The organism is Photorhabdus australis DSM 17609, from assembly GCF_000711895.1.
Taxonomy (GTDB): Bacteria; Pseudomonadota; Gammaproteobacteria; order Enterobacterales; family Enterobacteriaceae; genus Photorhabdus; species Photorhabdus australis.
The window spans coordinates 37,585-51,979 of record NZ_JONO01000011.1 but is presented as its reverse complement, the minus strand read 5'-3'; the positions used below and the strand labels follow the sequence as shown (position 1 = coordinate 51,979).

At 40.9% G+C, this 14,395-nt stretch carries 16 protein-coding genes, 2 pseudogenes and 1 riboswitch; of the genes and pseudogenes, 16 read left to right on the top strand and 2 right to left on the bottom strand.

Annotated features, from left to right (window positions below; all coding sequences use genetic code 11):
- Positions 1–106 precede the first annotated feature (106 nt).
- The 6 genes from BO26_RS05700 (at position 107) to mntP (ending at position 6,422) form a co-directional block, all read left to right on the top strand.
- The gene (locus BO26_RS05700; RefSeq protein ID WP_036769764.1) at positions 107–1,471 is read left to right on the top strand and encodes an L-serine ammonia-lyase; all 1,365 of its coding nucleotides are present in this window, start codon (positions 107–109) and stop codon (positions 1,469–1,471) included.
- Between the two features lie 498 nt (positions 1,472–1,969).
- Positions 1,970–2,938 (top strand): PTS mannose transporter subunit IIAB, encoded by a 969-nt coding sequence (gene manX / locus BO26_RS05695; RefSeq protein WP_036769761.1) that lies wholly within the window; start codon positions 1,970–1,972, stop codon positions 2,936–2,938.
- 73 nt (positions 2,939–3,011) lie between these two features.
- Entirely contained in the window at positions 3,012–3,815 is an 804-nt protein-coding gene (locus BO26_RS05690; protein WP_036769760.1) for a PTS mannose/fructose/sorbose transporter subunit IIC, read from the top strand.
- A gap of 14 nt (positions 3,816–3,829) precedes the next feature.
- Complete coding sequence (locus tag BO26_RS05685) at positions 3,830–4,696, top strand: PTS mannose transporter subunit IID (RefSeq protein ID WP_036769757.1); 867 nt, start codon at positions 3,830–3,832, stop codon at positions 4,694–4,696.
- Positions 4,697–5,026: 330 nt separating this feature from the next.
- Complete coding sequence (locus BO26_RS05680; protein ID WP_036769755.1) at positions 5,027–5,485, top strand: DUF986 family protein; 459 nt, start codon at positions 5,027–5,029, stop codon at positions 5,483–5,485.
- A 157-nt stretch (positions 5,486–5,642) separates the two neighbouring features.
- Positions 5,643–5,834: riboswitch (yybP-ykoY riboswitch) on the top strand.
- Between the two features lie 6 nt (positions 5,835–5,840).
- Complete coding sequence (gene mntP / locus BO26_RS05675) at positions 5,841–6,422, top strand: manganese efflux pump MntP (protein ID WP_051690885.1); 582 nt, start codon at positions 5,841–5,843, stop codon at positions 6,420–6,422.
- Positions 6,423–6,479: 57 nt separating this feature from the next.
- Here mntP and rlmA read toward each other — a convergent pair whose 3' ends face one another.
- On the bottom strand, positions 6,480–7,298 hold the full coding sequence (gene rlmA, locus BO26_RS05670) for a 23S rRNA (guanine(745)-N(1))-methyltransferase (protein WP_036769882.1): 819 nt from the start codon (positions 7,296–7,298) through the stop codon (positions 6,480–6,482).
- Between the two features lie 339 nt (positions 7,299–7,637).
- Here rlmA and BO26_RS23670 point away from each other — a divergent pair, with 339 nt between their 5' ends.
- The 10 genes and pseudogenes from BO26_RS23670 to BO26_RS21940 form a co-directional block, all read left to right on the top strand.
- The gene (locus BO26_RS23670) at positions 7,638–7,829 is read left to right on the top strand and encodes a hypothetical protein (protein ID WP_036769880.1); all 192 of its coding nucleotides are present in this window, start codon (positions 7,638–7,640) and stop codon (positions 7,827–7,829) included.
- Entirely contained in the window at positions 7,789–8,172 is a 384-nt protein-coding gene (locus BO26_RS05660) for a DUF2335 domain-containing protein (RefSeq protein ID WP_036769752.1), read from the top strand. The genes BO26_RS23670 and BO26_RS05660 overlap by 41 nt, the downstream gene beginning before the upstream one ends.
- Positions 8,173–8,465: 293 nt before the next feature.
- A pseudogene (locus BO26_RS22670) lies at positions 8,466–8,785 on the top strand (helix-turn-helix domain-containing protein); the annotation flags it as partial.
- A gap of 90 nt (positions 8,786–8,875) precedes the next feature.
- Complete coding sequence (tnpA, locus tag BO26_RS24435) at positions 8,876–9,001, top strand: IS66 family insertion sequence element accessory protein TnpA (protein ID WP_268870606.1); 126 nt, start codon at positions 8,876–8,878, stop codon at positions 8,999–9,001.
- A 170-nt stretch (positions 9,002–9,171) separates the two neighbouring features.
- The gene (tnpB, locus tag BO26_RS05645) at positions 9,172–9,507 is read left to right on the top strand and encodes an IS66 family insertion sequence element accessory protein TnpB (protein ID WP_036769750.1); all 336 of its coding nucleotides are present in this window, start codon (positions 9,172–9,174) and stop codon (positions 9,505–9,507) included.
- A gap of 194 nt (positions 9,508–9,701) precedes the next feature.
- Positions 9,702–9,953, top strand: coding sequence for a YoeB-YefM toxin-antitoxin system antitoxin YefM (yefM, locus tag BO26_RS05640; RefSeq protein WP_036769748.1), 252 nt, complete (start codon positions 9,702–9,704; stop codon positions 9,951–9,953).
- The gene (locus tag BO26_RS05635) at positions 9,950–10,204 is read left to right on the top strand and encodes a Txe/YoeB family addiction module toxin (RefSeq protein ID WP_036769747.1); all 255 of its coding nucleotides are present in this window, start codon (positions 9,950–9,952) and stop codon (positions 10,202–10,204) included. Before yefM ends, BO26_RS05635 begins: the two co-directional genes overlap by 4 nt.
- 94 nt (positions 10,205–10,298) lie before the next feature.
- On the top strand, positions 10,299–11,177 hold the full coding sequence (locus tag BO26_RS05630) for an IS982 family transposase (RefSeq protein ID WP_036769746.1): 879 nt from the start codon (positions 10,299–10,301) through the stop codon (positions 11,175–11,177).
- 69 nt (positions 11,178–11,246) lie between these two features.
- On the top strand, positions 11,247–12,092 hold the full coding sequence (locus BO26_RS05625; protein WP_051690884.1) for a DUF2971 domain-containing protein: 846 nt from the start codon (positions 11,247–11,249) through the stop codon (positions 12,090–12,092).
- A gap of 236 nt (positions 12,093–12,328) precedes the next feature.
- Positions 12,329–12,657, top strand: a pseudogene (locus BO26_RS21940) (transposase domain-containing protein); the annotation flags it as partial.
- A gap of 124 nt (positions 12,658–12,781) precedes the next feature.
- On the opposite strand, the gene guaA reads toward BO26_RS21940, so the two are convergent.
- Positions 12,782–14,359: a glutamine-hydrolyzing GMP synthase gene (gene guaA / locus BO26_RS05615; RefSeq protein WP_036769741.1), complete on the bottom strand. Its 1,578-nt coding sequence runs from the start codon at positions 14,357–14,359 to the stop codon at positions 12,782–12,784.
- Positions 14,360–14,395 lie beyond the last annotated feature (36 nt).

Sequence of the window (14,395 nt, the reverse complement as noted above, 5' to 3'; positions counted from 1 at the left end):
AATTCAAAAAAAACTGTAAACTCCCTTATCAACACTACTAAATCACAGTAAAGTAGCGTACCTCAATATATATAACTATATCTCTATCTTTTTTAAGGAGTCTGGCGTGATTAGCGTTTTCGACATGTTTAAGGTCGGTATCGGCCCATCTAGCTCTCATACGGTTGGCCCGATGAAAGCCGGCAAACAGTTTGTCGACGATCTGGTAAACCAGGGACTAATGCCTTCTATCACGCGTGTAGCCGTCGATGTTTACGGCTCACTCTCATTAACCGGTAAGGGCCACCATACGGATATAGCCATTATCATGGGACTGGCAGGCAACTTGCCAGCAACTGTTGATATTGATTCGATCCCCGGTTTTATTCGTGATGTAGAGCAAACTCAGCGTATCAAGCTGGCCAATGGCTTACATGAAGTCGATTTTCCACGCGACAGTGGCATGGTTTTCCGTAGTGATAACCTATCACTGCATGAAAATGGTATGCAAATTCATGCATTCGCGGGTGACAAAAAAGTTTATAGCAAGACCTACTACTCAATTGGTGGTGGTTTTATTGTTGATGAAGAACATTTTGGTAAACCATCTCAGGATACCAAACCCGTTTCATATCCATACAGTTCAGCAAAAGAATTGCTGATGAATTGTAATAAAACCGGACTATCGATCTCTGGTTTAATGATGAAAAACGAATTGGATCTCCACAGCCAAGAGGAAATTAATGCCTATTTCGCTGATGTTTGGGATACCATGCAGGCTTGTATTGAACGTGGCCTGAACACAGAGGGCGTTCTGCCCGGCCCACTGCGCGTACCACGCCGTGCAGCGGCACTACACCGTATGTTAACTGCATCAAACAATCTCTCTAACGATCCAATGAATGTCGTGGATTTAGTAAACATGTTTGCATTAGCAGTCAATGAAGAAAATGCTGCTGGTGGACGTGTTGTTACAGCCCCCACTAATGGCGCTTGTGGCATTGTTCCCGCCGTACTTGCTTACTACAACCATTGCATTGAACCTGTAACACCAGAGCTTTATATCCGCTATTTTCTAGCTTCGGGTGCTATTGGCATTCTGTATAAAATGAATGCCTCTATTTCTGGGGCGGAAGTGGGTTGTCAGGGAGAAGTTGGGGTTGCCTGTTCAATGGCAGCTGCTGGTCTCACTGAACTGCTTGGCGGTAGCGCAGAACAGGTCTGCATTGCAGCTGAAATCGGCATGGAACATAACCTCGGCCTCACTTGTGACCCAGTTGCTGGCCAAGTACAAGTGCCCTGTATTGAAAGAAATGCCATTGCTTCAGTAAAAGCAATCAACGCCGCGCGTATGGCTTTACGTCGTACTAGTGAACCACGCGTTTCTCTCGATAAAGTTATTGAAACCATGTACGAAACAGGTAAAGACATGAACGCTAAATATCGTGAAACATCCCGCGGTGGTTTAGCAATTAAAGTTCAGTGTGATTAACCAAATAAATAATCTGCTTTTTAAGTAGCACATTCTTCTTGATGAATATATCCCTACCTCATGGTTGGGATATTTTTTATCCAAAACTTAATGAAGTCCGTTTTTCAACCAAAAAAGATGAATATATTTTTAATTTTAAATTAATAAGATGTTACCAGGAACAAAATTAATATCCAACTTAAATTAAATTTAAGATAATTATAAATAAATTCGACAATATTTAGTTTATTAAATTATTTTCTTGCTAATATGTTCACCTATTTCATTTTTTCTGACTGATAGCAATTTTTCTATAGTAGTTCTGATGCTAATCTAACGGGGTGTTTTCTCAGTCAGTAAGAGATAAAAGTCTAAATCAAGCCAAATATTCAGGCACCCAACCAACAAAAGACTATTATTTATACAAATAAATTTTTTATTGGAGGAATGATTCATCAAAATTATTGGAGTAAATTGTAATTATTCTGCGTTTACATACAAAACAGAGGGGAAAATGAGGTGAGTATAGCCATTATGATTGGCACACACGGGGCTGCGGCTAAGCAACTGCTTCATACTGCAGAGATGTTAATTGGAGAACAAGAAAATGTTTCTTATATTGACTTTGTTCCTGGTGAAAATGCCGATACTTTATTTGAAAAATACAACAGTAAACTGGCAAAGCTTGACACAGAAAAAGGTGTACTATTTTTCGTTGATACATGGGGAGGAAGTCCATTCAATGCAGCTAATCGTATCGCTGTAGATAACGAGAATTATGAGATTATCACTGGGGTTAACGTCCCGATGCTGGTTGAAGCCTTTATGTGCCGCGATGATAACCCATCTCTAGAAGAATTGGTCTCAGTCGCCCTGGAAACAGGGAAAGAAGGTATCCGGGCTTTAAAAACAGAAGAACCGCAAAAAGTTGAACCTGCCAAACCTGTAACCCCCGTTGCTGCATTTACATCTGCACCATCAACCGGTGGTCATATGAAAATTGCACTGGCCCGCATTGATGACCGTCTTATTCATGGTCAGGTTGCTACCCGTTGGACAAAAGAAACTAACGTCAAACGGATTATTGTCGTCAGCGACGAAGTTGCTACCGATACTGTCCGCTCTACCTTATTAAAACAGGTTGCACCACCGGGGATCAGTGCTCACGTTGTTGATGTCGCAAAATGTATCCGAGTTTATAACAACCCAAAATATGCTAATGAACGTGTCATGTTGTTGTTTACAAATCCAACAGATGTTCTACGTCTAGTCGAAAATGGGGTCAATATCACTTCTGTAAACATTGGTGGAATGGCATACCGACAGGGAAAAACACAAGTTAACAACGCAATATCTGTTGACGAAACCGATATTGAAGCCTTCAAAAAATTGGATGAACGCGGCATTGAGCTTGAAGCCCGTAAAGTTGCCAGTGACACCCGTCTGCAAATGATGGATCTGATCCAGAAGGTCAAAAACGAAAATTAAACTAGAGCAATTTAACTATTACTCAATGACAAAAATTTCTCACCAAATTTAATTTGGTTACAGGAGACAAACAATGGAAATTACCGTTGTTCAAATTTCATTGATATTCATCGTGGCCTGTATCGCAGGTATGGATTCCATTCTTGATGAATTTCAATTCCATCGCCCACTTGTGGCCTGTACTTTAATCGGAATCATTCTCGGTGACATGACAACAGGTGTCATTATCGGCGGTACGCTGGAAATGATCGCACTTGGCTGGATGAATATCGGTGCCGCAATTGCTCCGGATGCAGCTTTAGCATCAATCATCTCAACTATTTTGGTCATCGCCGGCGGCCGAGATATCGGTGAAGGTATCGCTCTGGCAATTCCTTTGGCAGCCGCAGGACAAGTGCTGACTATCATTGTACGTACCATCACAGTTGCATTCCAGCATGCCGCTGACAATGCAGCAGAACATGGCAACCTTCGGGCTATCAGCTTTATCCATTTATCCGCATTACTGCTTCAGGCCATGCGTATCGCCATCCCTGCTTTGATTGTTGCCCTATCCGTTGGAACCAACGAAGTTCAGCAATTGCTCGCCTCTATCCCTGAGGTTGTAACAAACGGCCTGAATATTGCGGGTGGTATGATCGTGGTTGTGGGTTATGCAATGGTCATCAATATGATGCGTGCTGGCTACTTAATGCCATTCTTCTATCTCGGTTTTGTTACTGCGGCATTTACTGAGTTCAACCTGGTAGCATTAGGTATCATTGGTATTGTGATGGCAGTGCTATACATTCAACTCAGCCCTAAATACAACAAATCTCAGGTGGTTACTGCTGCCCCTGGACACACCAATAACGACCTTGATAACGAATTAGACTAAAGAGGATGAGCAACATGTTAGATACAACAAAAACGACTGCTCAGACAGCAGACCAGAAAAAACTGACACCAAGCGATATCCGTGGTGTATTCCTCCGTTCTAATGTATTCCAAGGTTCATGGAACTTTGAACGCATGCAAGCACTGGGTTTCTGTTTTTCTATGGTTCCAGCCCTTCGCCGTCTGTACCCAGAAAATACCGATGAGCGTAAACAAGCGATTAAACGCCATCTTGAATTCTTTAACACTCATCCTTACGTCGTCGCACCGGTATTGGGTGTCACTATGGCAATGGAAGAGCAGCGGGCTAATGGAGCGACAATTGATGATGGTGCTATCAACGGCATCAAAGTCGGTTTGATGGGGCCACTGGCGGGTGTTGGTGACCCAATTTTCTGGGGCACAGTCCGCCCGGTGTTTGCTGCTCTGGGTGCAGGTCTCGCGATGAGTGGTAGCTGGCTTGGGCCTGTACTATTCTTCTTTTTATTCAACTTAGTACGCCTGTTAGTTCTCTACTCAGGCATTTCCTACGGCTATAAGAAAGGGATTAATATCGTTCAGGATATGGGCGGTGGCTTCCTGCAAAAAATGACAGAGGGGGCATCGATCCTTGGTCTATTTGTCATGGGAGCATTGGTCAATAAATGGACGAAAGTGAATATTCCACTGGTTGTATCAGAAATTCCTAACCAACAAACAGGTGAAAAAACAATCACAACGGTTCAGAATATCCTTGATCAACTGATGCCGGGCCTTGTACCACTTTTACTGACATTTGCCTGTATGTGGCTATTGCGGCATAAAGTCAATGCCCTCTGGATTATTATCGGCTTCTTCATTCTGGGGATTATTGGCGCCAGGTTTGGTTTCCTCGGCCTATAAAACTATACCCAAATAGATTTCAAGATGCATCGCGACGGCAAGGGAGCGAATCCTCGGGAGCATATACCCAATAGATTTCAAGTTGCAGGGCGGTGGCAAGAGAACGCATCCCCAGGAGCATAGATAACTATGTGACTGGGGTAAGTGAACGCAGCCAACAAAACCGCAGCTTGAAAGATGAAGGGTATAGATAACTAGGTGACCGGGGTGAGTGAGTACAGCCAACTAAAGAAGCAACTTGAAAAATAACGGGTATATCATCCCATTAATCATACGGGGAGGAATTCCTCCCCACATTATTCTTTTTTACAACAAAACAGGGATTAAAGAATGAGCCTCAATGATATGGTATTAGTTGGATTAATCGTACTAATGCTGATTTTCGCTATCTATGATGAATTTGTGGTTAATTTGCTGAAAGGAAAAACTTATTTACAAATAAAGTTAAAAAGAAAACATAGAATTGACGCTTTCATCTTTATTATCCTGATACTTATTGTTGTTTATAATAACATCACTTCTCATGGTAGTCGTTTAACCACATACTTATTGTTATTTACTATCCTGGTGACTATTTATATTGCCTACATACGCTCACCTAAATTGTTATTTAAAAGCAATGGCTTTTTCTATGTAAATACGTTTATTTCTTACGACCAGATAAAAACCATAAATTTATCTGAAGATGGTATTCTGGTTATTGGTCTGGAAAATAAAAAATTATATATCTCTGTCTATCAACTTGATGATTTAGAAAGGATTTATAAATTCCTCATTGAAAACAGATAGATAAGAATTAATAATAGATAGAGAGATAATAAACAGTCAGCTCTATGCTGGCTTTTATTTCCCCCCATATGACAGATAATGATAATTATTATCGATATCATATTTTAACCCCAAAAAATAATATTATTTACTCTTTTTAAGTTATTATGCTATCTTTAAGAAAGTCATGGGGAGTAGCCTGTTTCAGAAAAATGATTGAGTTAATTTCTCTGAAAAACCCGTATCAACATACTCGTTTAAAAATTAAAACGTGGTACGGGTAGCCTTTAAGGTTGGCAAGACCATAGGCATATAACACATCATTGGTTGGGGATGGGTTATATGTATATGGAAACACCCAGCCGAGGCTATTTTGATGAACCTATACGCAACCCTTATCTTAGCTTTAGCACTCTCAATGGATGCTTTTGTTGTAGCAATCAGTAAAGGGGCCGCACTGCATAGACCACATTTTCGTGAAGCAATTCGTACTGGTCTGATATTTGGTGTAGTGGAAGCTTGTACTCCACTAATTGGCTGGTTTATAGGGCTTTATACCAGCCAATATATTATGGAGTGGGATCATTGGATCGCTTTCACTCTATTGTTCATTCTAGGCGGTAGAATGATTACAGATAGTTTTAAAGCAAGTCAGGAAGGAAAATGTGAACCACCTTGTCGCCACAATTCAATGGTCTTGATAACAACCGCTATTGCTACCAGTCTGGATGCAATGGCAATTGGTTTCGGACTCGCTTTTCTTCAGGTCAATATCGTACATACGGCAATGGCTATTGGTATGATGACAATGATTATGGCAACATTGGGGATGCTAATTGGCCGCTATATTGGCCCACTATTAGGCAAACGTGCTGAACTTATTGGCGGACTTACTTTGATCGCAATTGGCTTCAATATTTTATTTGAGCATCTCGAATTATTTATGTACGCGAAATAACACCACTAGCCCAAAATATTTATCTGTCAAACACTATATTTTGGGCAACAATCCTGATCATTTAAAACGTTGATAAATCCGCAATATAAAATCAGTTTCGCATTCAAACAGCGCTTTATCTGCTAATCCTTTTTTTACATCTTCTGTTGCTCGCCAGGCAAATGGTGTCATCTGTAATAAATGATATGCTTGTACTCCATCTAATTTCATTAGATAAGACAATGACTCATCAGTTATCAATTCAAACCCGGCTAATTGCTCTGTCTTCAATGGATGAAGATGAATATCTTGATAAATTAACTCCTTTAGTTGATAAAGATGGCGAGGACCTGGAGTAACTGTCAGCACAATTCCCTGTGACTTAACTACCCTTGCCAACTCTTCCGCCTTGCAAGGTGCATAGATCCTTAACACCCCGGAAAGCGATTTATCAGCAAATGGCAAACGATGGCTCGACGCAACACAAAAACTGACAGCAGGATAGCGCTTAGCACCATAACGAACCGCGATTTTAGCAACATCTAACCCATAGATTTTAAGATTACGATTCTTACTTAACTGTGCTTCAACTGAAGCAGTGTAATAACCTTCTCCGCATCCTATGTCTAATAAACTCTCTGCATCCTCTGGCAGATATTTTTCCAACAATTCCGAAACTCGTTGCTGTAATGGCTGATAATATCCAGCATCCAAAAACGCTCTTCTTGATTGCATCATTTCCGGACTATCCCCCGGCTCTTTAGACCTTTTATACTGAACGGGCATCAGATTGACATACCCTTCTTTAGCACAATCAAACTGATGATTATTCTCACAACGCCATTGCTGTCGAGTGAGCAGTAAAGATTGGTGACATAAGGGGCATTGATAAGACATAAGATTCCCAAAATATAAGCGAAAACCAGCCGGCACTATAGCATATTCTGATACTTTCCGTCTTAAATCATACTCATTAATAGTTCTATATGAACGATTAATCATTACCTTGCATGAAATTATACTCCATTATTTTCAGCCCTATTTTTGAACCAGCTCGCAATATTTTTATGAAATAAATCTATTTATCAGGTATCATTCTCCAATCAAAAATCAATAAAATATAATTGTAAATAAGTCATTTAACTAATAGAACCAACTAATAATACAGGTAATATGATGAACATTTTCATACAATATTTTAATAAATTAAGATCAATTTCACCAAAATTTGATATTATGCCAAACATAAACTATTTTGACCTTATTCCATCAAAGAGTGATGTTGATACTTTAGCAGATGATCTGGATAAAGTCCGTGCAGACTTTGCTGTTGTATTAAAGCAATTCAATGATGAAATCATATTATCTACAAGGAAAGAGACGATATATGATCAAAAGAATAAACAGAAAACATCCGAAAATAATTAATCAAGGTGATACCAACCCATTATATTATCAACTTCCTGATTCAGAGATATTAAAGCTTTATGAACAACATACAAAAGGAGCTGCTGATCGATTTCTAACCCTGATCGAACAACAACAAAAACACAGACAAGAGATGGAAAAAGTTGCCTTAGAACAAATGGTAAGAAAAAGTATCAGAGGACAAAGTTATGGATTATTACTTACTTTTATCTCTTTGTTTATCTCTTTAATCTTAGGATTAAATGGGAATAATTGGTTAGCCGGGATGATCGGAAGTGGTACTGTAACAACTATTCTAATTATTTATGTTTTAAATAGAAATCCACAACGATTTATAAAATAAATCAATATATACCCGTACTCATTGAAGATGCTTGATTTTATCCGAAATGGAGATCATTATCCTTGCTATGAAAATATTTATTACATCAGAACAAAAAATCAAACTTGAACGTCTTCACGACACAGGGCGGGATTCTACTTTGTATAAAAATCAATCGTCACACTGATATTGATAATTTCGCATATTCAATATGATTTTATTGATAGGTTTTGATATCTCTTTTGTGTGTTTGTTGAGCATGTGAAGAGTTATTTTTACTCATAATAACCATATTAAAAATATGAGATCCGGCCCTGCTTCACGACACCACTCACGATGGTCAGGTACGAGACAGAATAAAAGCTATCCTTCTGGCTTCTGAAGGGGGGAGTTCTGTGATGATAGCCCAGGCATTGCGACTCCATCAGACCACCGTTGACCGCCATATCAGTGATTACCTTAATCACGGTAAACTTAAATCTGATAATGGCGGGTCTATAGTTTACTTTCCCGAGAACAAACTGATTTTTTAATCAACCAATTATCTCAACATCTTTTCCATCACACCCATGAAATCGTGGCCTATGTTGCTCAGCTCTGGAAGATTACCTTTAGCATTCCCGGCATGAATAAATAGCGGTAAACGTCCGGTCATCTCACCTTGTTCTTCCCCTCTGGCCCCTGCACGCTACCGCTTCCTTATCTTCATTTGGAGACTGACACCATGAGCCGTAGCCAATATACCCCGGAGCAAAAACAACACCATGTGACCCAATGGCGCCACAGTGGCCTGACCCGAAAACAACATTGTGAACAGCATCAGCTGAGTTTTTCCTCTTTCCGCGACTGAATTGCCGACAGTAACAACATCCCCCAACCTCTCAGCCAGACACTGCCCGCCATCTTGCCAGTTTCACTCCAGCCTGACGACGCGCACACCGTCACCCTGCATACCCCAAACGGGTATGCCGTTGCCTGTCCCTTGACGCTGTTGCCTGACGTGATGCGGGTCCTGGCCCAATGCTGAAACCGCAACAGCTCTTTCTGGTGCGAGAGCCCGTCGATATGCGTCGGGGCATCGATGCCCTGACCCAACACCTTGAGGGACTGAATTTACGCTGGCAGGACGAAGCCGCTTTTGTTTTCTGCAACAAGGCCCGCTCCCGCCTCAAGGTGTTGCGCTGGAACCGACACGGCGTCTGGCTGTGTACCCGCCGTCTGCACCGGGCCCATTTTGTCTGGCCGAAGCAGGGCGAGCGCAGCTGGGTGATGACGCCCGCCCAGTTTGACTGGCTCATCCGCGGCATCCACTGGCAACAGGTCGAGGGAGATGACCTGTCCGGCTGGCGAAGCTAATTCCGTTACCCCGGTCACACTTTTACCGGATAACGGCGGGGAATTATCCGGTACCCTATCGGCATGACGCTCAATGACTTAATGGCGCTGGATGACCCCGGGCAACCATCTACTGACTATTGGTTCATGAGTTTTAGCACTGGTGAAATCGCCCCAATCATTGTACAATAACAAGTACATTGAAGGAGGTTTTTATGCGCACAATTAGTTATAGCGAAGCCCGACAGAATTTATCAGCAACCATGGTGAAAACTGTAGAGGATCATGCACCGATTTTGATCACCCGGCAGAATGGTGAATCATGCGTTCTTATATCGCTTGAAGAATATAACTCTCTGGAAGAGACGGCATATCTGCTACGTTCCCCGGTCAACGCCAGAAGACTCTCAGATTCAATCGAAAGTCTGAAAGCCGGGAGAGGTATTGAAAAGGATATCATTGAGTGAAGCTAACCTGGTCTGAAGAAGCCTGGGATGATTATCTTTATTGGCAGGAAACAGATAAACGCCTTGTCAAAAAAATCAATGATTTGATTAAAGATATCCGCAGAACCCCTTTTGAAGGCAAAGGAAAACCTGAACCATTAAAACACAACCTGTCCGGGTTCTGGTCAAGACGCATAACGGAAGAACATCGGCTGGTATATGCGATTACCGCCGACACTATTCAGATAGCAGCCTGCCGCTATCATTATTAAGTTAACCCGAATTCTGGATAAGAAATTGACGTGAAGACTGTTCCAGGAGCAATGTTTTGGTGCTCGCCGAAACAGCTCCGGGGAGGAACAGGCTATGAACAAGTTAGTTGAAATTTTCTGCGATGTCGATGATTTTTGCCGCTTCTTCATTCCTCAATGGGAATTATTTTGTTTCGAAAAAGGGTACCGCCATCGGCAAGGCCGTATGTATCCCAGTGAAATCATGACTATTTTGATCCTTTTTCATATGGCGCATTACCGTGATTTTAAACATTTTTATCTGGAACATATTTGGAAATATCACCACAAAGATTTCCCCACCTTACTCAGTTATACCCGTTTTGTTAGTGTTGCCCCTTCCGTTTTGGTCCCACTATGTAGTTATCAGACTCAATTAAAAGGAAAACCGACCAAGATTGCTTTTATTGATTCCACGAGTTTGTGCGTCTGTCATAACATCCGTATCCCGCGTCATAAGGTTTTTAAGGGAATAGCCCAGCGCGGAAAAACATCAATGGGCTGGTTTTACGGCTTCAAATTACACTTGGTTGTTAACCATCAGGGCGAAATTCTCGCGCTAAAAGTAACTCCCGGTAATGTGAATGCTCAAGAGCCTGTACGCGAATTATCAAAATCGTTAACGGGTTATCTTTACGGTGATAAAGGTTATCTCAGTCAGGAACTGGCCGATAATTTAGCCAAAATCGGGGTGACTTTCATCACGAAGAAACGCCGTAATATGAAAGCACAAGCGCTGTCTGAGTGGAATAACTTAATGTTAAAAAAGAGATTTATCATAGAAACAATTAATGGACAATTAAAGACCATTTCTCAAATTGAGCACTCGCGCCACCGAAGTATAAAAGGCTTTCTGTTGTGTGTTTTAGGTGGATTGATTGCTTACAGCCTTAAATTGAAAAAACCATCACTGAAAATTTTCTACTCAGAGAAAGATATTTCAATGACGGCTTAAGCAGAATTCGGGTTAATTATTACCTAGTAAATCATAAGTAATATTTCTTACATAGGGATTTTAATTAAGATGAGCATAATTTATCATTATTGTAGTCCTGATTCCTTTTTTAGCATTATTCAGAATCAGCGTTTATGGTTAAGCTCTATGGATCACATGAACGACTACATGGAAAAGAAGTGGTTTTATGCTGCCTTGAATAATTATTTATCTAGAAATCTCGATCCTAACTGCTTTAACCAGTTAATAACACATCTAGAGAGTAATATGTCCATCGGGACACCATTTGCTTGTTGTCTATCAAAATCAGGGGATATTTTGAGTCAATGGAGAGCTTATGCAAAAGATGGATTCGGTGTATCTATTGGATTCAATAGAGCAAAACTTAATATCCATAATGGAATTATAGGTAATAGTATTGACCCGAAGTGTCGACTAACTCTAAACGATGTTGATTATATGGATATTCCAGAAATTAATTGTTTAGTTGAACCAATATTGTCAAAATATTCCTTTATAAAAAAATACTACATGAATGAAATCGTAACATCATCGGGATTTAGTCGATATGATAAATGCATTTATAAATTAATTAGCAATATCATTCACTTAAATACAATCACTAAAAACCCAGCATTTAAGGAAGAGAAAGAGATGAGATTGGTTTATCAAACTCTAGGTATTGAAAGATATGAATATCCAGAGTCATCATCAATTAAAGATTTAAAGTACAGAATATCCAATGATCAATTAACATCTTACTATGAATTTACCTTCCCCAAACATGCCATTTCAGAAATAACATTGGGTCCAAAGAGTAAATTCAAAAAGAATGACATCATTAATTTCTTGCAGTATAATGGATTTAATCACCGCATAAAAATATTAAAATCTAAAGCTAGCTATGGGTCTTAAATGGAATCTTTACCCTCTTTATTGATCGCGGTTGTTTTCACTTGACATGGCAATTGCGTATTTATTATGTAATAGAGTATTGAGATTGGATTAATACACATAATAAAAAAGGCTTAACAGGTGGGATGGCTCACTACGTGAACCACCCACCAATGCAAAGGATATTTATTTTTGAGTATCATCAAGAACAATAGCGGAACCCTTGAAAGGGAACCCTAGCCATTCTTATTGACGAGTTACCGAAAAGTGCCATCGGCACCGCGATCACATATACCCTGAACCAATGGCCGAAGCTGATTGTCTATCTGGAAGACGGTCATATCAGTATTGATAGCGGGATATCCGCCCGTTTACGACCAGACACAAGAACTGGATGTTTTTAACTTCAGCTGAAGGCGCTTTTGAGAGCACCAACTTATACCGTCTGGTGATGACCTGCCGTGCCAATGATATCAACCCTTATTTTTACTTTCGACATATCTTTACGGAATTACCCAAACGCCATGCCAATGACTCACTGCACGATTTGCTGCCATGGAATGTCAATATCGACGACATTATGTGAAGCTCTCACTGCTTAACTGGGCGTTTACGTTTGATTTGGTGAAAATCGGAGACAAAAAGGCCCTAAAATTAGGGCCTTAATTAATGAAACATGACGATTTGGAGTGATATGGGAAGGATCTAAATCATTCCCACTCAATAGTCGCAGGTGGTTTACCGCTAACGTCATAAACCACTCTTGATATTCCGTTGACTTCATTAATAATCCGGTTAGAAACCCGGCCAAGAAAATCATATGGCAAATGTGCCCAATGTGCAGTCATAAAATCAATAGTTTCTACTGCCCTTAACGAGACAACCCAATCATATTTACGGCCATCCCCCATAACGCCCACCGAACGAACCGGTAAGAACACAGTGAATGCCTGACTGACTTTGTTGTACAAATCAGCCTTATGCAGCTCTTCAATAAAGATAGCATCCGCCCGACGCAATAAATCGCAATACTCTTTCTTCACTTCACCCAGTACACGAACACCTAAGCCGGGGCCTGGGAATGGATGGCGGTTTAGCATGTCAGAAGGCAATCCCAACTCCAGACCAATCTTACGCACTTCATCTTTGAACAATTCTTTCAACGGTTCCACCAATCCCAGTTTCATCTCTTCTGGCAAACCACCTACGTTATGATGAGATTTGATAACATGCGCCTTACCTGTCGCAGATGCCGCTGATTCGATAACATCTGGATAAATAGTACCTTGTGCCAACCATTTAACCTGAGTCTGTTTACTTGCCTCTTCATCAAAGACTTCAACAAACACACGACCAATCGTTTTACGCTTCTCTTCTGGATCGTTGATGCCTGCTAGAGCAGCAAGAAAGCGATCTTCGGCGGGAACATGAACAATATTTAGCCCAAATTTACCAGCAAACATTTCCATCACCTGATCAGCTTCATTCAAACGCAGCAAACCATTATCAACAAATACACAAGTCAGACGTTTACCAATTGCGCGATGCAGTAATAAAGCGGTGACAGAAGAATCAACACCACCGGACAGCCCTAAAATAACGTGATCCTCACCAACCTGTTCACGCAGGCGTACAACGGTATCTTCGATAATAGAAGCTGGGGTCCACAGTGCTTCACATTGGCATATATCCAAGACAAAACGTTCCAGTATATGCTGCCCCTGATGGGTATGGGTGACTTCCGGATGGAATTGTACGCCATAAAAACGCTTTTCTTCATTCGCTATAATGGCAAATGGACAGGTATCAGTGCTGGCAATAGTGATAAAGTCCGCAGGAATTGAGGTGACTTTATCACCATGACTCATCCATACATCCAGTAATGGTTGACCCTGTTCATTTAATGAATCCTGAATCCCACGGAATAATGCACTTTCAGCTTTAATTTCAACCTGCGCATAACCGAATTCACGCTCAGTAGAATCTTCTACTTTACCACCAAACTGCACCGACATAGTTTGCATGCCATAGCAAACACCCAGAACAGGAACACCCGCGTTAAAAACATATTCAGGTGCACGTGGACTTCCTTGCGCTGTGGTACTTTCCGGACCACCGGAAAGAATGATACCGCTTGGATTAAATTCGCGGATTTGCTCTTCAGTGACATCCCATGCCCAAAGTTCACAGTAAACCCCGATTTCACGGATACGACGAGCAATCAACTGAGTATATTGCGAACCAAAATCAAGGATAAGAATGCGGTGCTGATGGATATTAGTTGTCATGTGCGGGGAATTCCAAAAACAAATAGTAAAAATAAA